Raw genomic sequence first — 21,623 nt, 5'->3', positions numbered from 1 at the left:
GTTTAGGGCCAACCTCACGACATGGACATCCCGGTCCAGCCGTTCCTTCGGGGGCGCGGAACCAGTAACTAGTCGGGTGAGTGCAGGCCATGGACGACCTCCTCAGGGAATTTCTGACCGAGACCAGTGAGAGTCTCGATGTTGTGGACGTTGAGCTCGTCAAGTTCGAGCAAGAGCCAAACAACGCGACCATCCTGGATAACATCTTCCGGCTGGTACACACCATCAAGGGTACGTGCGGCTTCCTTGGGCTGCCGCGCCTTGAAGGGATTGCACATGCTGCCGAAACCCTCATGGGCAAGTTCCGTGATGGTGTGCCGGTAACACCTGAGGCGGTGTCGCTCATTCTCAGCTCGATCGACCGGATCAAGGAGATCCTGGCCGACCTCGAAGCTGCCGAAGGTGAAGAGCCGCAGGGTGACGACAGCGACCTGATCTCCGAACTGGAGCGCATGTCGATGAGCGCGCAGACACCTGCCGCCGCCGCTGCTGCCCCCGCTCCTGAGCCGGAGCCGGAACAGGCTGCCGAAGACATGCCGCTGCAGATCCTCGAGCGGCCGCTGCGCCCCGGTGAAGTGTCGCTTGACGAGCTGGAGCGCGCTTTCCGCGAGACTGAGGCCGAAGTCGATATCGCCGAAGCCGCGGACGAGGTGGAGCCTGCTCCCGTAGCGAAGTCCGCGCCGAAACCTGCGGCTGCTGCCGAAGCCAAGGCTGCCAAGGCGCCGCGTGCACCTGTTGCCCGTGACGACGACGGCGAAGACAAGGCTGACAAGAAGGCTGCTGCCGGCGGCGGTGTCTCCAACCAGTCCATCCGTGTCGCGGTTGAAACTCTTGAACACCTGATGACGATGGTGTCCGAGCTGGTGCTGACCCGTAACCAGCTGCTGGAAATTGTCCGCCGTCATGAAGACAGCGAATTCAAGGTGCCGCTGCAGCGTCTGTCCAACGTGACGGCCGAGCTGCAGGAAGGCGTCATGAAGACCCGCATGCAGCCGATCGGCAACGCCTGGCAGAAGCTGCCGCGCATCGTGCGCGACCTGAGCCAGGAACTGGAAAAGCCGATCGAACTGGAAATGATCGGCGCCGAGACGGAACTTGACCGTCAGGTCCTTGAAATGATCAAGGATCCGCTGACCCACATGGTCCGCAACTCCGCCGACCATGGCCTTGAAATGCCTGCGGCCCGCCGCGCAGCCGGCAAGCCGGACAAGGGCGTCATCACCCTGTCCGCTTACCATGAAGGCGGTCACATCATCATCGAGGTCAAGGACGACGGCCGCGGTCTGGATGTGGACAAGATCAAGGCCAAGGCAGTTGAGCGCGGTCTGGCGACCGAAGCTGAACTCGACAAGATGACCGATGCGCAGATCCATCGCTTCATCTTTGCCGCCGGCTTCTCCACCGCTGCCGCCGTCACCAGCGTCTCCGGGCGCGGTGTGGGCATGGACGTGGTGCGCAATAACATCGAGCTGATCGGTGGTACGGTTGACCTTCGCTCCACGCCGGGCAAGGGTTCCAGCTTCATCATCAAGATCCCGCTGACGCTCGCCATCGTCTCGACTCTGATCGTCGAGGCCAGCGGTGACCGTTTTGCGATCCCGCAGCTTTCGGTGGTCGAACTGGTCCGCGTGCAGACCAACTCCGAACACCGCATCGAACGCATCAAGGACACGCCGGTTCTGCGCCTGCGCAACAAGCTGCTGCCGCTGCTGCACCTGTCGCAACTGCTGGGCATCTACGAGGGCGAGGATGCCGAAAAGGCGATCAACGACGACAACGGCTTCATTGTTGTCATGCAGGTCGGCAGCCAGACCTTCGGTGTCGTGGTGGACGGCGTCTTCCACACCGAGGAAATCGTGGTCAAGCCCATGTCCTCGATGCTGCGCAACCTCAACATGTTCTCCGGCAACACCATTCTGGGTGATGGCTCGGTGATCATGATCATCGATCCGAATGGCATCGCTTCTGCGATGGCCAGCCACGCTTCCAGCGCGGTGGCCGAACAGAACGAAGAGAACGAAGACGCACGCAACCGCGTCGGTGAAGGCCAGAAGCCGATCTCGCTGCTGCTGTTCCGTGCCGGGGCTCCCGAGCCGAAGGCCGTGCCGCTGTCGCTGGTCACGCGTCTGGAAGAGTTCGAGGTCTCCAAGATCGAGCGCTCCAACGGCCGCGATCTCGTTCAGTACCGCGGTGCACTCATGCCGCTCGTTTACGTCAACGATGGCGACCACCACAAGACGGAAGGCACCCAGCCGATGCTGGTGTTCTCCGACAGCGGCCGCTCCATGGGCCTCGTCGTCGACGAGATCGTGGACATCGTTGAAGACCGCCTGAACATCGAGGTTGGCTCGGAGCGTCCGGGTATCCTGGGTTCGGCCGTCATCAAGGAGCGCGCAACCGAAATCCTCGACCTCGGCTACTACCTGCCGCAGGCCTTCGAGGACTGGTTCATGCGCAAGGAGATGGACATCCGCTCGCTGACCAAGAAGATCCTCTTCGTCGACGACTCCGCCTTCTTCCGCAACATGCTGACGCCCGTGCTCAAGGCTGCCGGCTACGACGTCACCACCTGCACCGGTCCGGACGAAGCGTTCGAGCTGCTGGAGAGCGGCGTCGAATTCCAGGCCATTGTCAGCGACATCGAGATGCCGCGTGTCAACGGCTTCGAGTTCTGCGAAGCCCTGCGCCGTGATCCGCGCTACCGCAAGATCCCGATCCTGGCCCTTTCGGCCATGGTCACGCCGGCATCCATCGAGCGCGGCCGCCAGGCAGGCTTTGATGACTACGTTGCGAAGTTCGACCGTCCGGGCCTGATTGCAGCCCTCAAGGATGTGTTCTCTGGTGAAATGGGAGTGGCCGCATGAGTGCCATTGATCACAATCTCGCCGGTTCCGGCAGCGACATGATCCAGTACGTCACCGTGGTGATCGGTGGTCAGCTGTTCGGTCTGCCGATTTCCCAGGTGCACGACGTGTTCGTGCCGGAGAGCGTCACCCGGGTGCCGCTCTCCGCTCCGGAAGTCGCTGGCGTGCTGAACCTGCGCGGCCGTATCGTCACCGCCATCGACATGCGCCGCCGCCTGCATCTGCCGCCCCGCCAGGATGGCCAGATGATGGCTGTCGGCATCGAATACAAGCACGAATCCTACGGGCTTGTGATCGATACGGTCGGCGAAGTTCTGACACTCTCGGCCAAGACGGCCGAGCCGAACCCGCAGAACCTCGACAAGCGCTGGTCAGAAATTTCTGGCGGTGTGCACCGTCTGGATGGCCAGCTGATGGTGATCCTTGATGTAGAACGCCTGCTCGGGGCGATGATGAATGAGCCCATGGCCGCTTGAGGCCATGGACGCTCAGAACCCGGGTACTATGGAGAACAGGCAGATGAAACAGTGTCTTGTAGTGGACGACTCCAGCGTGATCCGTAAGGTCGCACGCCGGATTCTTGAGGACCTCCATTTCGAGATCACCGAAGCCGAGGATGGGCAGCAGGCGCTCGACGCCTGCCGCAACCAGATGCCTGACGCCATCCTGCTCGACTGGAACATGCCGGTCATGGATGGCCTCGAATTTCTGACCAGCCTTCGCCGCGAACCCGGCGGTGACAAGCCCGTTGTGGTCTTCTGCACGACGGAAAACGATGTAGCGCACATTGCCCGTGCCATCCGGGCTGGTGCCAACGAGTACATCATGAAACCCTTCGACCGGGAAATCGTTGAGGCGAAGTTCCAGGAAGTCGGTCTCATCTAACCCTTTCACAGGGCAGCCAGGATGGCATTTGCACAGACAAATCTTACCACGGGATCGACTCCCAACACCGACCCCATCCGCGTGATGGTGGTTGATGATGCGGTCGTGATCCGTGGACTTCTCGGCCGTTGGCTGGATGCTGACCCGGCGCTTGCCGTTGTCGCATCCCACCGTAATGGCAAGCTGGCTGTTGATGATATTCTGCGCAGCAACCCGGACGTTGTTGTGCTCGATATTGAAATGCCGGAAATGGACGGTCTGACGGCGCTGCCGCTCATGCTGGCCAAGAAGCGTGATCTCATCGTGGTCATGGCCTCAACGCTCACGCGCCGCAACGCCGAGATCTCTCTCAAGGCGCTGTCGCTGGGTGCTGCGGACTATGTGCCGAAACCGGAAAGCACTTCGGAACTGACCACTTCGGTCGATTTCCGCCGGGAGCTTCTGGAAAAGGTCAAGGCGCTCGGAGAGCGTGCCCGCCGGATCAACAGCCGCGCCCGCGTCATGCGTGCGGAAACGGCGGCAGGGCGTACGGCCTCGCAGGCTCCCGTCGGGGCGCTGGCGACCCGTCCGGCACTGGCGGCCCGTGCCGAAGCGCCGAAGCAGGGCCTGCAGACCAAGCCGTATTCCTCGGCCCGGCCCCGCATTCTGGCGATCGGCAGCTCGACTGGCGGTCCGCAGGCGTTGCAGCAGGTCATGCGGGACATCGGCCCGGTGATTGCCGACATTCCGGTGGTCGTGACGCAGCACATGCCGCCCACCTTCACCGCGATCCTGGCCGAGCACATCGGCAAGGCCGCGATGCGCCCCTCCAAGGAAGGGCAGACGGGAGACGTGTTGCAGCCGGGCCATATCTATGTGGCGCCGGGCGGCAAGCACATGATCCTGGAAAAGGACGGCGGAGCGGTCAAGATCCGGCTGACGGATGATCCTCCAGTGAACTTCTGCAAACCTGCCGTCGATCCGATGTTCGACAGTGTTGCCAAGGCCTATGGCTCGGCAACACTGGCCCTCATCCTGACGGGCATGGGCTCGGACGGCGCGAATGGCGTGAAGACCATTTCAGCCGGCGGCGGCAGCATCATTACTCAGGACGAGGCTTCCAGCGTTGTCTGGGGCATGCCTGGGGCAGCCGCCAATACAGGCCTGTGCAGCGACATTCTGCCGCTCATGGAAATTGGACCCAAAATTGTGCGCGTGTTGAAGGGGACTATCCGATGACACCGGCCGAGTATGAATTCCTCAAACGCTTCCTGAAAGAGCGGTCCGGTCTGGTCTTGTCTGATGACAAGCAGTATCTGGTCGAGAGCCGTCTGGTGCCGGTGGCGCGCAAGAATGGCATTGACGGCCTGTCCGCGCTTGTGGGCTCGCTGCAGCGTGGCGGCAACGCCATGCTGGCCAATGCGGTGGTGGAAGCAATGACGACCAACGAGTCGTTCTTCTTCCGCGACAAGACGCCGTTCGACCATTTCAACAACATCATGCTGCCGGCCATGTTGCAGAGCCGCGCGAGCAGCCGCAGCGTGCGCATCTGGTGTGCTGCCGCCTCCACCGGTCAGGAGCCCTATTCTCTGGGCATCTGCCTGAAGGAGAACGGGGCCAAGGTTGCCGGCTGGCGCTTCCGCATCCTCGGCACCGATCTGTCTTCGGAAGTGCTGGAGAAGGCCAAGACCGGCATCTACAGCCAGTTCGAGGTGCAGCGCGGCCTGCCGATCCAGATGCTGCTGAAGTACTTTTCGCAGCAGGGTGACCTGTGGCAGATCAACCCGGATCTGCGCGCCATGATCGAGTGGCGCAAGCTCAACCTTCTGGAGAACTTCAGCCACCTGGGTGAGTTCGACATCGTGTTCTGCCGGAACGTGCTGATCTATTTCGACCAGCAGACCAAGGTGGATATCCTGCACCGCATCGCCAAGATGATGCCGGATGACGGATATCTGGTGCTCGGCGCAGCCGAAACCGTGGTGGGTCTGACGGATGCCTTCCAGCCGGTGCCCGGCCAGCGTGGCCTCTACCAGCTCAAGCAGGCAGCCGCAAAGCCCGCGTCCCGCTTCGCCGCCGCTGGGGCAACGTCTGCCTTTGGCCTGAAGTAATACCAATGCTCGATGAGCTTGACTCATCGAGCATTGGGTAAGCCCGTGCGGCGCTTGAGCATTTTCAAGGCGTGATGCGTCAGCATCGAAAGCCTTGGTATAAGCTGCCCGGATATCTCTTGTGCAGATGGCCGCCCCAACCAGGGCGGCCATTTGCTTTTCGTCTTCACGATCGTGTCAGATCACGTGCTTCTGCTTGATCTCAACCTGCCGTGCTCCACCTTCGTTCCGGATGCCTGAGGCATTCTGCCTCAGGCCGCGAATGACTGATCATATGGAGAACCGGGATGACGGATCAGCCAGTTTCACTCAGCCGCCGCCATGTTCTGGCCGGAGGCGCCGCAGGCCTGACAGCCGCAGGCGCGGCAGGCCTTGGTCTCGGCCTTGCGCCTGTCCAGGTACAGGCTTCAGCGCCCATGCAGACAGAATCCCTTCTTTCCGTCTCCCGCTTCAAGGTTGGCGCCTTCGAGGTGACAGCCCTTCTCGATGGGGCTGCGGTGAGCGAGGAGCCGCAGAAGACCTTCGGCATGAATGTGCCCGCCGAAGAGTTCAACGCGGTGTCCGAGGCCAATTTTCTGCCCGTGGACAAGTTCCGCAACTCCTTCACCCCGGTGCTTGTGAATACCGGTGACAAGCTGGTGCTGTTTGATACGGGTGTCGGTGAGGGCGGACGCCCGGACCGGGGCAACATGCGTGCTGCGCTGCAGGCCGCCGGCTATACGCCAGAGCAGGTGGATATCGTGGTGCTGACCCATATGCACCCGGATCATATTGGCGGCATGCTGGAGGGCGGCAATCCGGCTTTCCCGAATGCAGTCTACGTCACGGGCCAGGCCGAATATGATTTCTGGTCCGGGCAGGATCCGGCCAGCAATGGCGTGGCCAAGCTGATGGAAACCCACGTCAAGCCTTTCGCCGAAAAGATGACCTTCATCGGGGACGGCGGTTCCGTGGTTTCCGGCATCACCGGCATGGCGGCCGCCGGGCACACGCCGGGCCACATGATCTACAATCTTGAATCGGAAGGCCGGCGCCTCGTGCTGACCGCAGACATGACCAATCACTTTGTCTGGTCGCTGGCCCATCCTGACTGGGAAGTGCGTTTTGACATGGACAAGGCCGCCGCAGCGGAAACGCGCCGCAAGGTGCTGGGCATGATTGCCGCTGACCGGGTGGCCTTCGCGGGTTATCACATGCCGTTCCCCACCGTAGGCTTCGTCGAGGCCAATGGTGATGGCTTCCGGTACGTGCCCGCTGCCTATCAGCTGAACCTGTAAGCGTATCGGGCTTCCGAGCGCTGACAAACCTGTAACCTCTCCATCGTCATCCTCGGCCTTGTGCCGAGGATCTATACAAATCAATAACTTGCAGATGGCCGGGACAAGCCCGGCCATGACGAAAGAGAAGAAAGCCTCCTTTGTCATCAACCTCAAACCCACGTCCGGTTGCCGGACGCGGGTTTCTTGCAATTTGCGGCTCAGATTGCAAAAGAAAAACCCCCGGCCTTGCGGCCGGAGGTTCTCCTGAAGCGGATGAAGCGGGGAGGCTGTATCAGGCCGCCACTTCCATGTCGGGCTCGCGCAGCACATAGCCGCGGCCCCAGACCGTTTCGATGTAGTTCTTGCCCGAGGTGGCCGATGCAAGCTTCTTGCGCAGCTTGCAGATGAACACGTCGATGATCTTCAGTTCCGGCTCGTCCATGCCACCATAGAGGTGGTTCAGGAACATTTCCTTGGTCAGGGTCGTGCCCTTGCGCAGGGACAGGAGTTCCAGCATCTGGTACTCCTTGCCGGTCAGGTGGACGCGCTGGCCAGCGACTTCCACCGTCTTGGTGTCGAGGTTGACGCGCAGGTCGCCGGTGACGATCACGGACTGTGCGTGACCCTTCGAGCGGCGGACGATGGCGTGGATACGGGCAACCAGCTCGTCCTTGTGGAACGGCTTGGTCATGTAGTCGTCCGCGCCGAAGCCGAGGCCGCGCACCTTGTCCTCAATGCCGGCGAGGCCGGAGAGGATCAGGATCGGCGTCTTGACCTTGGAAACGCGCAGCGTCCGCAGGACTTCGTAACCTGACATGTCGGGCAGGTTAAGATCCAGCATAATGATGTCATAGTCGTACAGCTTGCCGAGGTCGATGCCTTCCTCGCCAAGATCTGTCGTGTAGACGTTGAAATTCTCGGACTTCAGCATCAATTCGATGCTCTGCGCAGTGGCGCTATCGTCCTCAATCAACAATACACGCATATCAATCCCCTTGTGCTGCCTGTTCTGGGCAAATCGCAACAGTTCAGCCGGTGCGTGCGCTACGTAGGACTGATGTCAACCCCGACTCACTTCGTGAATTATGGTTAACAAATTCTGATTCCCCGCAGCAAGCACCATTAGTCTGAAACTGTGAAAAAACGCGCCTGCAAGCGAGAGCCCAGGCAATCGGGGCTTTCAAATGCGTTAACGTTTCACATCAGGAAATCAGGCTAGCTGATTCCAGTCAGACTCTTTTGACCTTACCATCGCGCCCTGAAACGGCTCTCGCCTCTCAACGCTTCGTTCATTAACATTAAGCAGAGATGTAAACGTTCGGTTACCAGCGGGCCACGGATCGGGAGGAAGTTTGGTGTGAAGGCACTTTTTGCCGAGATTGAATCGTTGATGCCCGCTCAGATATGGGGCCGGGTTGTGGCGGTGCAGGGTCTCCTTGTCGAAATTGCTGGCCCTATTCACGAGATGAGCGTTGGCGCCCGGCTCGCCATCGATATTGGCGAGGGCATTCCTCCAGTCTTTGCCGAGGTGGTGGGCTTCCGGTCCGGTCATGCGCTGTGCATGCCGTTTTCCGGTCTTGAGGGGGTGCGCATGGGATGCCGTGCTCTTGTTGCCTCCCGCGACAGCGTCGTCCATCCGGCGGCCAGCTGGCTCGGCCGTGTCATCAACGCCATGGGCGAGCCGATCGATGGCAAGGGGCCTCTGGCCGGCGGCGAGGCAGCGAAACGCCTGCGCACGGCGCCACCCCCGGCCGCCGACCGGGCCCGCGTTGGCCCGCCGCTGGATCTGGGGGTGAGGGCGCTCAATACCTTTGTCACCTGCTGCGAAGGCCAGCGTATCGGCATCTTCGCTGGGTCCGGCGTGGGCAAGTCGGTGCTCATGTCGATGCTGGCGCGCAATACGGATTGCGATGTGTCGGTGATCGGCCTCATTGGCGAGCGCGGGCGCGAGGTGCAGGAATTCATCGAGGATGACCTGGGCGAGGAGGGGCTTGCCCGTTCGGTCGTCGTTGTGGCGACATCGGATGAAAGCGTGCTGATGCGCCGCCAGGCAGCCTATCTGGCGATGACGGTCGCGGAATATTTCCGTGACGAGGGCAAGAAGGTGCTCTGCATGATGGACTCGATCACCCGCTTTGCCATGGCACAGCGCGAGATCGGCCTGTCCATCGGCGAGCCGCCGACATCCAAGGGCTACACACCGACCGTCTTTACCGAATTGCCGCGCCTCCTGGAGCGTGCCGGGCCCGGCAAGGCCGGCAGCGGTTCGATCACCGGCCTGTTCACCGTGCTGGTGGAAGGTGACAATCACAATGAGCCCGTTGCGGATGCGGTGCGCGGCATTCTGGATGGTCACGTGGTGATGGAACGCTCGATTGCCGAAAGAGGGCGGTACCCGGCGATCAATGTGCTAAAGTCGGTTTCGCGAACCATGCCGCGCTGTGTTCCGCAGGACTATCTGCCGGTGCTGCGCAAGGCAAAGGCCCTGATGGCAACCTTTGCGGACATGGAGGAACTCATTCGCCTTGGCGCCTACCGGCGCGGGTCGGACCCCTTGGTGGACGAAGCGATTTCGCGTCATGATGCACTTGAGACATTTCTGACGCAGGGCAAGGGCGAGGCGACACCGCTGGATGATGGCTACATGCAGCTCGCCAACCTTTTGGAAATGACTCCGGGTTAGAGTGCGCCTTGTAAGGGGAGTACCGAGTAATGAAGTCCCGAGAAAGCCTCATTCGTCTGAAGCGGTTCCAGGTGGACGAGAAGCGCCGCCAAGTAACCCAGATTGAATCGATGATCGCCGAATTCCACCGCATGGCGGATGAACTCGACGATCAGATCCGGACCGAGCAGGAGCGTGTCGGCATCACCGACGTCACGCATTTTGCTTATCCGACCTTTGCAAAGGCCGCGGCAACGCGGCGTGACAATCTGCGCAACTCCGCGCACGAGCTGGATGACCAGCTGGAAAAGGCCCGCGACGAGCTGAGCGAAGCAATCGAAGAGCTGAAGAAATTCGAACAGCTCGAAGAGCGCGATCATCAGCGGGAACGGGAAGCGCAGGAGCAGGCAGAGCAGGATCAGCTGGATGAAGTTGCAGGACGCGTACGCGCCCGCTGATCGGAATTTTCAGAACGGACACGGGGCTCGCGTGGATGCGCGGGCCTCGTGCCGTTTCAGGGCCAGGTTTCAGAATTTCTCGAATCAGGATGGAGAGGCGGGCACGGGCCGGCGCTGACGGTGTGCTGCAAAGTCGCTGCGCGCCCTCTTGCGTTCCAGTTCGCTCTCGGCTTCGCTTCCAAAGCGCTGGATAAGGGCCTCGGCATGCTCGGGCTGGATATGCATGTGCTTGCTGCGTGCCCGGACCAGCTGAGCAAAGCTGGAGACCGAGAGACCTGCGAGGCGGGCGAAGTGGAGCAGCCTGTCCCCCTCGATGCTGAACACGGCGGAGCGTACATGCGCCTTGTGAGTGTTGCAGGCAAGGGCCAGGAGATCGGCAGCATTGGTCAGCCGGTCGTCTTCAAGCATGAGCAGGATGACATCGTCCAGCAAGGCGGAGCCCAGGGTGATGGCCCGCCAGAGCCGGCTGGTGTTGGACGTGTCCAGAAGCGTGCCCAGCTTGCGGCGAATCTTGCGCCGGCGGGCGATGCCCTCCAGGTCGTCGGCCGTCAGCCGCCCTGCTGCCAGTTCCTTGAGGCGCTCCTGCGTTTCTGCTCCGACGAATGGCATCAGGCCCCGGCAGATGCGCGGCGTCAGGTCGGAGCGCAGCGTCATCTCTTCCCGCAGGACAGAATCTTCCTGTGCGGCGCGGGCAAGTGCCGCCAGTGCCCCTTCGGAGAGCCTGATGCGGCGGTTCCCTGCGAGGCGGCGCCAGACCCGCACCTGTCCCCGGCGGACCAGTGTGTCGGACACTTCGGCCGGAAGATCATCGCGGCGGGTCATGCACTCGAGGTGATCTTCGCCAAGACCCTCTGCGAGAGCCGCGAGTTCCTGCGGACCCAGGGCCGGAGACTGTTCCAGAACCGGGCGGGCGACCTGAATTTCATCCTGCGCCAGCCGGACTGCAAGGCCACTGGGTGTTCCTGCGAAGGATGCAATTTTTTCGGCAAGCCGCACCCGCTCGTCCAGCGGGCTGCCGTCAAGCAGGCGTTGGATCACCTGATCGAACAGCAACAGTTCCTCGACGGAATTTTGGTCTGCGCGAAGCAGGAAGATATCTGCCAGCCTCTGCATCAACTCGCTTCGAGCATCTGGAGAGGCGTTCATGGCTAGACTGATCAGCTCTTGGGCCATGATTTTTCCGTCTGTTTCCAGCCTGCAATCTAGTGTTCTTACTGTTAGCAAAGAGTTATCGACCTTCGTTAACGATTGTCACCACCTTTAGGGGCCTTGAGGCCGGTGCAATTGGGGCAGCTGGAGACTGCCATATCCGATGTCTCCATCGAAAAGCTCCGCCAGCCGCCTCTGCTGTGCAGCCAGTCTGGATATTGCCGTATTGTTTGCTATGACTTAGCGCATGAAATCCACGATTGCCCGACTCACTGCTTCGCTTGGCCGCCTTGGCGGCCCCATGTTGGCCGTTCTGCTGACCGCTGGGGCGCTTGCGCCTGCTGCTGCGCAAAATGGTGCGCCACAAAGTGTTCCTGCGGCTCAGCAGGACCAGCCCGTGCTGCAATCCCGGCCAGCTTCCGAGGCTGCGAGGCCTGGGCAAACACCAGCACAGACATCTGCTCAGTCCAGTCAGCCGTCCGCATCGCATGGGGTGTCACAGGCCCCCGCGCAAGCGGCGCAGCAGGCAGGGGCCGCAGCCGTGACAACGGCAGCCGGCGAGCAGCAATCCATGGCCGAGGCCCGCGACGCTCTGGTCAAGGTCCTGCAGGATCCTGCCGGCCGGGCGGCGCTGATCGGGCTTCTGGAAGGCTTGGGGCAGGTGGAGCAGGCAGGCGCGGCTGTCTCCGGTGCTTCAAATGGTGCCGGTGCAGCTGCGGCTCCCGCAGAGCCCGAGCCGCAGGATGACACATTTGCTGTGCGGGTTGGCGCCTACACCAAATATGTGATCGACGACTTCATAAAAGTCGCCGAGCGGATGACGATCTCGCTGCGCGGATTTCAGCTGCTCGCGACGGGAGAAGTAACGGTCAAGTGGGACCGGATCCGCCATACCGCGCTTGAATTGCTGATCGTTTTCGGCTGCGCTTTTGCCGTCTACTGGGTGCTGCGCCTGATTGGCCGTCCGGTGGGCGACAAGCTGGAACAGCAGGCGGGACAGCGCGGCTGGCTCTGGCGCGCCGGCCTGCTGGTGTTTCTGGCATTCGCTGATCTCATCGCGCTTCTGCTGGGCGCTGTGGCCGGCTATGCGGCGGCGCTGATCCGGCTGGGGCCGCTGCAGAGCGGTCTTTCCCTGTTTGAGACTCTGGCGCTCAATGCCTTTGTGCTGACCGGCCTTGCCCGCCTTGCCGTGCGGATCACTTTTTCGCCCGCACGGGAAAAATTGCGCCTGCTGCCCATGTCGAATGCCCATGCCCGCTACTGGTCGCGGCGGCTTGGATTTGTCGTGTCATTCCTTGGGTATGGCGTGATGCTGGCGGTTCCTGTGGCGAACCTGACGATTTCGATCGCGGTCGGCAATGCCTTGCGGGTACTGGTCGTGCTGCTGGCGACGGCGATTGCGTCCATTATCGTCCTGATCAACCGCACTGATGTCAAGAACTCGATGATTTCCTATGCCCATTCGCTGGAGGGGGAAATCGGGCGGCATGCATTGCTGGCTCTTTCCCGGATGTGGGCGCCGCTGGCCCTGCTTTACATCCTCGTGGTCTTCGGCATCTGGATTACCCGGCCGTTCGAGGCAACCCGTGTGGTGATGACCGGCACGGGCCTGACCATGCTGACGGTGCTTGGGGCCATGCTCCTGTCCCTGATGATGACAAGGGCCATTTCTGGCGGCATCCGCCTGCCACAGGACCTGAAGGAGACGCTGCCGGAGCTGGAAGGGCGTGTGAACCGGTTTGTTCCGCATGTGCTGCAGGTGCTGCGGGTTCTGGTCGGCTTTCTGGCGGGAGCCATCCTGCTGCAGGTCTGGTCCATTCTGGATGTGACCGGCTGGCTGTTCGAGGGCTCGGGCGGCGGGCTTATGGGCAGGCTCATCTCGGCCCTGGTGATTGTGCTCATCTGCTTCGGGATCTGGCTGGCGGTCATGTCCTGGACGGACCTGCGCCTCAAGGGCCGGGCCGACTCCATTATTTCAGCGCGGGAGCGGACGCTCTTCCAGCTGTTCCGCAACGCCTTCACCGTCGTGGTGATCGTGATGGCGGCCCTTCTGGCCCTGTCTGAACTGGGGGTCGACATCGGTCCGCTCATCGCCGGTGCCGGTGTTCTCGGCCTTGCCTTCTCCTTCGGTGCGCAGACGCTGGTGAAGGATATCATCACCGGAGCCTTCATCCAGATCGAGAATGCCATCAACGAGGGAGATGTGGTGACGGTGGCCGGCATAACCGGCACTGTCGAGCGGCTGACCGTGCGCTCCGTGCGCATGCGCGATGTGAATGGCACCACGCATATCATCCCGTTCTCGTCGGTCGACATGGTGTCCAACTTCATGCGCGACTTCTCCTTCCACGTGGCGGAGATCGGCGTTGCCTACAACACGGACATCGCCACGGCGAAGGCGGCCATGAAAACAGCCTTCGACCGGCTGAAGGGACTGCCGGCCGGCGGCAGCATCATCGGCGATCTCGATATGCAGGGCGTTATCGCCTTTGGCGATTCTGCCATCACATTGCGCGCCCGCATCAAAACCTTCCCGGGCGCTCAGTGGGCTACAGGCCGTGCCTATAACGAGCAGCTGAAGATCGCCTTCGACGAGTTCGGCATCGAGATTCCCTTCCCGCAGGTCACCTATCACGTGGCGGACGGGCGCCCGCCGATGCTGACGCAAGAGGATCAGTCCAAGGGCAGCGGGGCGGGATCTGCGTCTGCGACGTAACGCCTTCGCACAAGTTTGCCCCGGCCTGCCGAGCAGTGCCGGGTGCAAAATCTGCTGGCCATAAAATTTTTGTACAAACGGTCAAAGTCTTCCGCAAGCAGCATACCGCAGTCTTTCAGACTAACGAATAGTACGACTTATTCGTGTGGTGTGATGCCTGCGTGTGTTCGTTTTTTTTCTTTTTTGACTCTTGCCTCGCCTCCGGATCAGAAAAGATGCCGGGACTGTTTTTCATATATCGGTCGCAGTTTAGCTTTGTCTTTTGGTTCGGCGTCTGGATTTGGAAAAATCCTTCCAAATTCGCGGTGAACAAGAAATAATTTGGCGGTTGATTTCAGGCGAAAAAGCGGCCTTATTTCGCTCAAGGCCGTGTTCCAGCCCGCCAAACCTAACGGCGGGGTCACGGCCCTTTCATCAAAGGGGAGAACAGTTTGATGATGATGCGTAAAACCCTCAAGGCTGCGCTTCTGGGTGCAACCCTCCTTGGCGTTGCTGCAACCGGCGCGCAGGCAAAGACACTGGTCTATTGCTCCGAGGGCTCTCCGGAAGGCTTCGATCCGGCACTCTACACGTCCGGCACCACGTTTGATGCGTCTTCCCAGACCGTCTACAACGGCCTCGTCCAGTTCAAGCCGGGCACCACGGAAGTCGTTCCGGCTCTGGCTGAAAGCTGGTCCGTTTCCGATGACGGGCTGGAGTACACCTTCAACCTGCGCAAGGGTGTGAAGTTCCACACCACCGACTATTTCACCCCGACGCGTGAGTTCAACGCTGACGACGTCCTGTTCTCCTTCAACCGTCAGGGCCAGAAGGACAACCCCTGGAACCAGTACACCGCTGGCGCTTCCTGGGAATATTATGACGGCATGTCCATGCCGGAGCTGGTGAAGGAAATCGTCAAGGTCGACGATCACACCGTCAAGTTCGTCCTGAGCCGTCCGGAAGCGCCGATGCTGGCGAACCTGGCCATGGACTTCGCTTCGATCCTGTCCGCCGAATATGCCGACACTCTCGACAAGGCCGGCACCAAGGATCAGCTGAACCAGCAGCCGATCGGCACCGGTCCGTTCGCCTTCGTTGCCTACCAGAAGGACGCGGTCATCCGCTATCAGGCTTTCGCCGACTACTGGGATGGCAAGCAGAAGATCGACAACCTCGTCTTCGCCATCACCACGGATGCGGCCGTGCGCCTGCAGAAGCTGAAGGCCGGCGAATGCCACGTGATGCCTTATCCGGCTCCGGCCGACATCGAGGCCATCAAGGCTGACTCCAACCTGCAGATGATGGAGCAGGAAGGCCTGAATATCGGTTACCTGGCCTACAACACCCAGGTGGCGCCGTTCGACAAGCCGGAAGTGCGCAAGGCACTCAACATGGCGATCAACAAGGACGCCATCATCTACGGTGTGTTCCAGGGCTCCGGCCAGAAGGCCACCAACCCGATCCCGCCGACCATGTGGTCCTACAACACGTCCATCCAGGACGATCCGTATGATCCGGAAGCGGCCAAGAAGATGCTTGAAGCTGCTGGCGTCAAGGATCTGAGCATGAAGATCTGGGCGATGCCGGTGCAGCGTCCCTACAATCCGAATGCCCGCCGCATGGCCGAGCTGATCCAGGCTGACTTCGACAAGATCGGCGTCAAGGTCGAGATCGTCTCCTACGAATGGGCCGAATACCTGAAGCGCTCGAGCGACGTGCAGCGCGATGGTGCCGTGCTCCTCGGCTGGACCGGCGACAACGGCGACCCGGACAACTTCCTGGCCGTTCTGCTGGGTTGTGACGCTGTCGGCGGTGCAAACCGCGCCCAGTGGTGCAACAAGGACTTCGATGCCCTCATCCAGAAGGCAAAGACGGTCTCCACCAAGGAAGAGCGCACCAAGCTCTATGAAGAGGCACAGGTCGTCTTCAAGGAGCAGGCTCCCTGGGCAACCATCGCTCACTCGATGGTGTTCATGCCGATGTCGAAGAAGGTCTCCGGCTACGTCATGAACCCGCTCGGCAAGCACTCCTTCGAAGGCGTCGATATCGCTGAATAATCAGTGACACTCGCGGGGCAGCGGAGCCATCTGGCGCCGCTGCCCTTTGCTGTTCCCGGGTGGCGGCGCGCTGGCTCAGCCACGCGTGCCGCTGCCCCTCATCCGGAACCGGACCATGATACGATTTCTCCTGAGCCGTCTCGGCCTGCTCATTCCGACCTTTCTCGGCGTGACGCTGATCTCCTTCAGCTTCATCCGCCTGCTCCCGGGTGACCCGGTCGAGCTGCTGGCGGGCGAGCGCGGCATTGATCCCGAGCGCAAGGCGCTGATTTTCCAGCAGCTGGGCTTCGACAAGCCGCTGTGGGAGCAATATCTCGACTTCCTCGTCAAGATCGCCCATGGTGATCTTGGTGTCTCCTTCGCCACGAAGAAGCCGGTCCTGGCCGAGTTTCTCCAGCTCTTCCCCGCGACGGTGGAACTCGCCTTCTGCGCCATTCTCATCGCCGTGCTGCTGGGCATTCCGCTTGGCATCTTCGCGGCAGTCAAGCGCGGCACGGTGGCTGATCAGACCATCATGGGCACTGCGCTCGTCGGCTATTCCATGCCGATCTTCTGGTGGGGGCTGCTGCTCATCATCCTGTTTTCGGTGACGCTGCAATGGACGCCGGTTTCGGGCCGCATCTCGCTGATGTATTTCTTCCCGCAGGTGACCGGCTTCATGCTGATCGACAGCCTGCTCTCCGGACAGAAGGGCGCGTTCCTGTCTGCCGTCCGCCATCTGATTCTTCCCTCGATTGTGCTGGCGACCATTCCGCTCGCCGTTATTGCCCGGCAGACCCGTTCCGCCATGCTGGAAGTCATGGGTGAGGATTATGTGCGCACGGCCCGGGCCAAGGGGCTGCCGCCGCTGCGGGTGATTGGCCTGCATGCACTGCGCAATGCGCTCATCCCCGTCATCACCACCATTGGCCTGCAGGTCGGTGTCCTGCTGGCAGGCGCAATCCTGACGGAGACGATCTTTTCCTGGCCGGGCATCGGCAAGTGGCTCCTCGATAGCGTCCTTCGAAGAGATTACTTCGCTGTGCAAGGCGGTTTGCTGCTGGTTTCCGGCGTTATCATGCTGGTGAACCTGATCGTTGACGTGCTTTACGGGCTCATCAACCCGCGTATCCGGCACAACTGAGCGCGGAGGAGAGACCATGACAAAAACTTCAGAGGCCGCACCCGTTTCGGCCGAAAAGCTCGCCCAGGAAAGCCGCAACGCCACCCGCGCCATGCTGGCCGAATTCTGGTACTATTTCTCCCAGAGCCGCGGTGCCGTTATCGGTCTGGCTGTGTTCGCACTCGTGGTGCTGATGGCGGTCTTCGCGCCGCTCATCGCCCCGCATGCGCCGCAGGTGCAGTACCGTGACAGCTTCCTCGTCCCGCCAGCTTGGGTTGAAGGTGGCGATTGGCGCTTCCTGCTCGGTACCGATGCAGTGGGCCGTGACATCCTTTCCAGGCTTATCTTTGGTGCGCGGTATTCTCTGTTCATTGGCGCGCTGGTGGTGACCATCGCGTCCTCTGGCGGTATCGTGCTTGGCCTTGTTGCCGGTTATGCCCGTGGCGCTGTCGATACGTTCATCATGCGTGTGATGGATATCATTCTGGCGTTTCCGTCTCTTCTGCTGGCGCTGGTTCTGGTCGCGATTCTTGGACCCAGCTTGACCAATGCGATGATTGCCATTGCTCTGGTGCTGCAGCCGCATTTCGTCCGCCTCACCCGTGCGGCCGTAATGGCCGAGCGTAACCGCGATTATGTGGTGGCGGCGCGTGTGGCCGGGGCAGGGCATCTGCGGCTGATGTTCAAGACCATCCTGCCGAATTGCGTTGCGCCGCTGATCGTGCAGGCGACGCTCTCCTTCTCCAATGCCATCCTTGATGCCGCCGCCCTCGGTTTCCTCGGCATGGGCGCTCAGGCTCCTACCCCGGAATGGGGTACGATGCTGGCCGAAGCACGCGAATTCGTCACGCGCGCCTGGTGGGTCGTCACCTTCCCCGGTCTTGCCATCCTCATCACGGTTCTTGCCATCAATCTGGTCGGCGACGGCCTGCGTGATGCGCTCGATCCCAAGCTGAAGCGGAGCTAAGCCCATGGCGCTACTTGAAATCCGCAACCTCCGGGTCGAGTTCGACACCGCCAAGGGCCCGTTCCGCGCGCTGGACGGCGTGGACTATACGGTCGAGGCCGGTGAAGTGCTGGCCATCGTCGGCGAGTCCGGTTCGGGCAAGTCGGTTGCCATGCTGGCCACCATGGGGCTTCTGCCGGACACGGCCACCATCACGGCGGACAAGATGGAGTTTGAAGGCCGTGACATGCGCAAGCTCTCTGCAGCAGAGCGGCGCAAGGTCATCGGCAAGGACATCTCCATGATCTTCCAGGAGCCGATTGCCAGCCTCAACCCGTGCTTCACCGTCGGCTTCCAGCTCAATGAAGCGCTGAAGGTGCACACGGATCTTTCCGGCAGCGCCCGCAAGGCCCGCGTGCTGGAGCTGATGAAGTCTGTCGGTATCCCCGAGCCGGAGCGCCGGGTCAATTCCTTCCCGCACCAGTTGTCGGGCGGCCAGTGCCAGCGCGTCATGATTGCCATGGCGATTGCCTGCGCCCCGAAGCTGCTGATCGCCGACGAGCCGACGACGGCTCTCGACGTGACGATCCAGAAGCAGATCCTCGACCTCTTGATGAAGCTGCAGAAGGACAGCGGCATGGGGCTGATCATGATCACCCATGACATGGGTGTCGTGGCCGAAACCGCCGACCGGGTGATCGTGCAGTATCAGGGCCGGAAGATGGAGGAGTCCGATGTGCTTTCCCTCTTCGAGGCGCCCAAGCACCCCTACACCCGCGCGCTGCTGTCGGCGCTGCCGGAAAACGCCACCGGCGACCGGCTGCCGACCGTGAGCGACTTTGCCAAGACCTTTGCAGCGCAGGAGGCCGGCGCATGAGTGACGCAATCCTCAAGGTGCGCGATGTCACGCGTGAATATGTCATCGGCGGGGGCATGTTCTCCAAGCCTCGCGTGCTGAAGGCGGTGAAGGGTGTCAGCTTCGATGTGGAGCGCGGTTCAACCCTTGCCATCGTCGGCGAGAGCGGCTGCGGCAAGTCCACCCTTGCCCGCATTCTCACCATGATCGACCCGCAGACCTCCGGCTCCATCGAGATCGACGGCCTGTCCATCGACATCGCCAGGACCGGGATCTCCCGCGAGATGCGCCGCAAGGTGCAGATCGTGTTCCAGAACCCCTATGGCTCGCTCAACCCGCGCCAGAAGATCGGTCATGTTCTGGAAGAGCCGCTGCTGCTCAACACGGACATGTCCGCAGCCGAGCGGCGCGATGCTGCGCTGTCCATGCTGGAAAAGGTGGGGCTGAAGCCTGAACATTACGGCCGCTATCCGCACATGTTCTCCGGCGGCCAGCGCCAGCGCGTGGCGATTGCCCGGGCGATCATGCTGAAGCCGAAGCTCCTGGTGCTGGACGAGCCGGTGTCTGCGCTCGACCTTTCCGTTCAGGCGCAGATCCTCAACCTGCTGAAGGATCTGCAGGACGAGATGGGCCTCACCTACGTGTTCATCAGCCACGACCTGTCGGTGGTGCGCTACCTCGCCGACAAGGTGATGGTGATGTATTACGGCGAAGTGGTGGAATACGGCACCCGTGAAGAGGTGTTCGACAACCCGCAGCACGAGTATACCCGCACCCTGTTCGGTGCGACGCCGAATGCCAGTGTGGACAGCATCCGCGCCCGCCTCGCGGCCAAGGCTGCGGCCGCCTGAAGCAGAACTGATTGAGGATATGCCCCGCGAGGCCGCCAGCCGGTCTCGCGGGGTTTTTGTTTTCGAGCCTTGGTGATGCGGTAAAAACCCGCTATTGCCTTGAGCGAACGAAACGGGAATCGCACGGATGCTCTGGTCGCCCCAGCAGGAAAAGGCCTTGTCGGATGCCGCGCGCTGGCTGAAGCGCGGGGACAAGCAGGTGTTCCGCCTTTTCGGCTTTGCCGGAACGGGCAAGACGACGCTGGCCCGCCATCTGGCGGAAGGCATTGATGGCGACGTGTGCTTCGGCGCTTTCACCGGCAAGGCAGCCCATGTGCTGCGCCAGAAGGGCTGCACGGATGCGGGCACCATCCACTCGCTGATCTACCGGCCGCGCGCGGCCAAGGAAGAGGAGATCGTCGAGGAGGGTGAGGATGCCGGACCGCAGTTTGCCCTGAAGCGTGACAGCGAGGCAGCGCGGGCGTCCCTCATCGTCATCGACGAATGCTCCATGGTGGATGAGGATCTGGGCCGCGATCTTCTGTCCTTCGGCACGCCGGTGCTGGTGCTGGGCGATCCGGCGCAGCTGCCGCCGGTGAAGGGCGGTGGCTATTTCACCGAGGCCGAGCCGGACGTGATGCTGACCGAGGTGCACCGGCAGGCGCAGGACAATCCGATCGTGCGCATGTCCATGACCATCCGCGAGGGTGGCAGCCTTGATTACGGCACTTTCGGCGCCAGCCGCATCATTTCCCGCCGGGAGATCGACAAGGAACAGATCCTTGCCGCCGATCAGGTGCTGGTCGGCACCAACCGCACCCGCCGCCTTTACAACAACCGCATCCGCGAGCTGAAGGGCTTCCTCCAGCCCATGCCCGCTGTGGGTGACAAGCTTGTGTGCCTCAGAAACGACAAGACCCGCGGGTTGCTCAATGGCGGCCTCTGGCAGGTGAAGCGGCAGAAACAGTCCAAGGGCAACACCCTGCGCTATGACATCATGCCCGAAGACGAGCCGGGCAAGCAGTCGGTGGAAATCAAGGTCATGCCTGCGCTGTTCGAGGAAGGCGCGGAGCAGATCCCCTACGCCCTGCGGCGCAAGTCCGACGAATTCGATTTCGGCTATGCCCTGACCGTGCACAAGGCCCAGGGCTCGCAATGGGACCGCGTTGTCCTCTTCGACGAAAGCTTCGCCTTCCGCGAACACCGCGACCGCTGGCTCTACACCGCCGTCACCCGCGCAGCGGAGAGCATTACCGTGGTGCGGTGATGATTTGCGGGAACCATAAATGCCCAGCTGCTGACAGCAGCCCGGTGTGGTGCATTTGATTTATGCTAGGGCATCTCCGCCCCCCTTCCACGAGGGGGCAGTGCTTACATTGGACGCACAGACGAGGATCGGGCCTTGGTTTTACCGCAGCGCCCCTCTCCCCCCTTGAGGGGGAGATGTCAGCGCAAGCTGACAGAGGGGGGTAGCCGCGCCTCAATACGGCAGGATCTCTGCTACAAGCGGACAGTCCATTACCCCCCTCTGCCCCCTGCCGGGGGCATCTCCCCCTCAAGGGGGGAGAGGAGTTGGAGCCTGACTGGCTACCCGTCGCAAACCTTGCCCTACGAGGGAGAGGGTCTGCGGCATTCTATTAGTGTCTTCCCCACCCACTCCCTGTGTGAAACCCTGCATTTCCGTGGACTGTGGCGGGGTGTCTCTTTATCGCCGCCTTTGCGGGCTCTATCGTCCGCGCTCCCTTGCCGGCCTTCCGGAAGGCAGGG

The 21,623-nt window shown here is 61.5% G+C and carries 17 protein-coding genes; 15 read left to right on the top strand and 2 right to left on the bottom strand.

Annotation, left to right across the window (positions count from 1 at the left end; genetic code table 11):
- The first annotated feature begins 89 nt into the window (after positions 1-89).
- The 6 genes from H163_RS0113235 (at position 90) to H163_RS0113205 (ending at position 7,116) form a co-directional block, all read left to right on the top strand.
- Positions 90-2,864 carry a hybrid sensor histidine kinase/response regulator gene (locus H163_RS0113235; protein WP_026355816.1) on the top strand — a complete coding sequence of 925 codons (2,775 nt, stop codon included), beginning with the start codon at positions 90-92 and terminating at the stop codon, positions 2,862-2,864.
- Complete coding sequence (locus tag H163_RS0113230) at positions 2,861-3,340, top strand: chemotaxis protein CheW (RefSeq protein ID WP_019965073.1); 480 nt, start codon at positions 2,861-2,863, stop codon at positions 3,338-3,340. Before H163_RS0113235 ends, H163_RS0113230 begins: the two co-directional genes overlap by 4 nt.
- Positions 3,341-3,383: 43 nt before the next feature.
- Complete coding sequence (locus H163_RS0113225) at positions 3,384-3,749, top strand: response regulator (protein WP_026355815.1); 366 nt, start codon at positions 3,384-3,386, stop codon at positions 3,747-3,749.
- Positions 3,750-3,770: 21 nt separating this feature from the next.
- On the top strand, positions 3,771-4,967 hold the full coding sequence (locus tag H163_RS0113220) for a protein-glutamate methylesterase/protein-glutamine glutaminase (protein WP_019965071.1): 1,197 nt from the start codon (positions 3,771-3,773) through the stop codon (positions 4,965-4,967).
- Complete coding sequence (locus tag H163_RS0113215) at positions 4,964-5,839, top strand: CheR family methyltransferase (protein WP_019965070.1); 876 nt, start codon at positions 4,964-4,966, stop codon at positions 5,837-5,839. The genes H163_RS0113220 and H163_RS0113215 overlap by 4 nt, the downstream gene beginning before the upstream one ends.
- A gap of 287 nt (positions 5,840-6,126) precedes the next feature.
- Positions 6,127-7,116: an MBL fold metallo-hydrolase gene (locus H163_RS0113205; RefSeq protein WP_019965069.1), complete on the top strand. Its 990-nt coding sequence runs from the start codon at positions 6,127-6,129 to the stop codon at positions 7,114-7,116.
- A gap of 274 nt (positions 7,117-7,390) precedes the next feature.
- Here H163_RS0113205 and ctrA read toward each other — a convergent pair whose 3' ends face one another.
- The gene (gene ctrA, locus H163_RS0113200; RefSeq protein WP_019965068.1) at positions 7,391-8,083 is read right to left on the bottom strand and encodes a response regulator transcription factor CtrA; all 693 of its coding nucleotides are present in this window, start codon (positions 8,081-8,083) and stop codon (positions 7,391-7,393) included.
- A gap of 372 nt (positions 8,084-8,455) precedes the next feature.
- On the opposite strand from ctrA, the gene fliI reads away from it, so the two are divergent.
- Together fliI and fliJ are read left to right on the top strand one after the other, a co-directional pair.
- The gene (gene fliI, locus H163_RS0113195) at positions 8,456-9,781 is read left to right on the top strand and encodes a flagellar protein export ATPase FliI (RefSeq protein WP_026355814.1); all 1,326 of its coding nucleotides are present in this window, start codon (positions 8,456-8,458) and stop codon (positions 9,779-9,781) included.
- Positions 9,782-9,810: 29 nt separating this feature from the next.
- On the top strand, positions 9,811-10,218 hold the full coding sequence (gene fliJ / locus H163_RS0113190) for a flagellar export protein FliJ (protein ID WP_019965066.1): 408 nt from the start codon (positions 9,811-9,813) through the stop codon (positions 10,216-10,218).
- An 84-nt stretch (positions 10,219-10,302) separates the two neighbouring features.
- Here fliJ and H163_RS0113185 read toward each other — a convergent pair whose 3' ends face one another.
- A complete protein-coding gene (locus H163_RS0113185) occupies positions 10,303-11,391 on the bottom strand; it encodes a DUF2336 domain-containing protein (RefSeq protein ID WP_081626021.1) in 1,089 nt (362 codons plus the stop codon).
- 517 nt (positions 11,392-11,908) lie between these two features.
- Between H163_RS0113185 and H163_RS0113180 the strand changes: the two genes are divergently transcribed.
- From H163_RS0113180 to H163_RS0113150, 7 genes are all read left to right on the top strand, one after another.
- Positions 11,909-14,083, top strand: coding sequence for a mechanosensitive ion channel domain-containing protein (locus H163_RS0113180; protein WP_208975397.1), 2,175 nt, complete (start codon positions 11,909-11,911; stop codon positions 14,081-14,083).
- A gap of 434 nt (positions 14,084-14,517) precedes the next feature.
- Positions 14,518-16,122, top strand: a complete 1,605-nt coding sequence (locus H163_RS0113175; protein WP_019965062.1) for an ABC transporter substrate-binding protein — start codon at positions 14,518-14,520, stop codon at positions 16,120-16,122.
- A 115-nt stretch (positions 16,123-16,237) separates the two neighbouring features.
- Positions 16,238-17,245, top strand: a complete 1,008-nt coding sequence (locus H163_RS0113170; RefSeq protein ID WP_026355813.1) for an ABC transporter permease subunit — start codon at positions 16,238-16,240, stop codon at positions 17,243-17,245.
- Positions 17,246-17,336: 91 nt separating this feature from the next.
- Complete coding sequence (locus H163_RS0113165) at positions 17,337-18,191, top strand: ABC transporter permease subunit (RefSeq protein WP_244296262.1); 855 nt, start codon at positions 17,337-17,339, stop codon at positions 18,189-18,191.
- Between the two features lie 4 nt (positions 18,192-18,195).
- Positions 18,196-19,047: an ABC transporter ATP-binding protein gene (locus H163_RS22790; RefSeq protein WP_019965059.1), complete on the top strand. Its 852-nt coding sequence runs from the start codon at positions 18,196-18,198 to the stop codon at positions 19,045-19,047.
- A complete protein-coding gene (locus H163_RS0113155; RefSeq protein WP_019965058.1) occupies positions 19,044-19,877 on the top strand; it encodes a dipeptide ABC transporter ATP-binding protein in 834 nt (277 codons plus the stop codon). The genes H163_RS22790 and H163_RS0113155 overlap by 4 nt, the downstream gene beginning before the upstream one ends.
- A 127-nt stretch (positions 19,878-20,004) precedes the next feature.
- Positions 20,005-21,123, top strand: coding sequence for an ATP-dependent DNA helicase (locus H163_RS0113150; RefSeq protein WP_019965057.1), 1,119 nt, complete (start codon positions 20,005-20,007; stop codon positions 21,121-21,123).
- Positions 21,124-21,623 lie beyond the last annotated feature (500 nt).

Source organism: Pannonibacter phragmitetus DSM 14782 (assembly GCF_000382365.1).
Taxonomy (GTDB): domain Bacteria; phylum Pseudomonadota; class Alphaproteobacteria; order Rhizobiales; family Stappiaceae; genus Pannonibacter; species Pannonibacter phragmitetus.
The sequence above is the reverse complement of the archived record's forward strand: the minus strand, read 5'-3'. Positions and strand labels throughout refer to the sequence as shown.

Coding starts and splice junctions, on each gene's coding strand:
- H163_RS0113230 (WP_019965073.1), top strand. CDS start 2,861: ATGAGTGCCATTGATCACAATCTCGCCGGTTCCGGCAGCGACATGATC.
- H163_RS0113225 (WP_026355815.1), top strand. CDS start 3,384: ATGAAACAGTGTCTTGTAGTGGACGACTCCAGCGTGATCCGTAAGGTC.
- H163_RS0113205 (WP_019965069.1), top strand. CDS start 6,127: ATGACGGATCAGCCAGTTTCACTCAGCCGCCGCCATGTTCTGGCCGGA.
- H163_RS0113175 (WP_019965062.1), top strand. CDS start 14,518: ATGATGATGCGTAAAACCCTCAAGGCTGCGCTTCTGGGTGCAACCCTC.
- H163_RS0113165 (WP_244296262.1), top strand. CDS start 17,337: ATGCTGGCCGAATTCTGGTACTATTTCTCCCAGAGCCGCGGTGCCGTT.
- H163_RS0113185 (WP_081626021.1), bottom strand. CDS start 11,391: ATGGCCCAAGAGCTGATCAGTCTAGCCATGAACGCCTCTCCAGATGCT.
- ctrA (WP_019965068.1), bottom strand. CDS start 8,083: ATGCGTGTATTGTTGATTGAGGACGATAGCGCCACTGCGCAGAGCATC.
- fliJ (WP_019965066.1), top strand. CDS start 9,811: ATGAAGTCCCGAGAAAGCCTCATTCGTCTGAAGCGGTTCCAGGTGGAC.
- H163_RS0113170 (WP_026355813.1), top strand. CDS start 16,238: ATGATACGATTTCTCCTGAGCCGTCTCGGCCTGCTCATTCCGACCTTT.
- H163_RS0113150 (WP_019965057.1), top strand. CDS start 20,005: ATGCTCTGGTCGCCCCAGCAGGAAAAGGCCTTGTCGGATGCCGCGCGC.
- H163_RS0113215 (WP_019965070.1), top strand. CDS start 4,964: ATGACACCGGCCGAGTATGAATTCCTCAAACGCTTCCTGAAAGAGCGG.
- H163_RS0113220 (WP_019965071.1), top strand. CDS start 3,771: ATGGCATTTGCACAGACAAATCTTACCACGGGATCGACTCCCAACACC.
- H163_RS0113155 (WP_019965058.1), top strand. CDS start 19,044: ATGAGTGACGCAATCCTCAAGGTGCGCGATGTCACGCGTGAATATGTC.
- H163_RS22790 (WP_019965059.1), top strand. CDS start 18,196: ATGGCGCTACTTGAAATCCGCAACCTCCGGGTCGAGTTCGACACCGCC.
- H163_RS0113235 (WP_026355816.1), top strand. CDS start 90: ATGGACGACCTCCTCAGGGAATTTCTGACCGAGACCAGTGAGAGTCTC.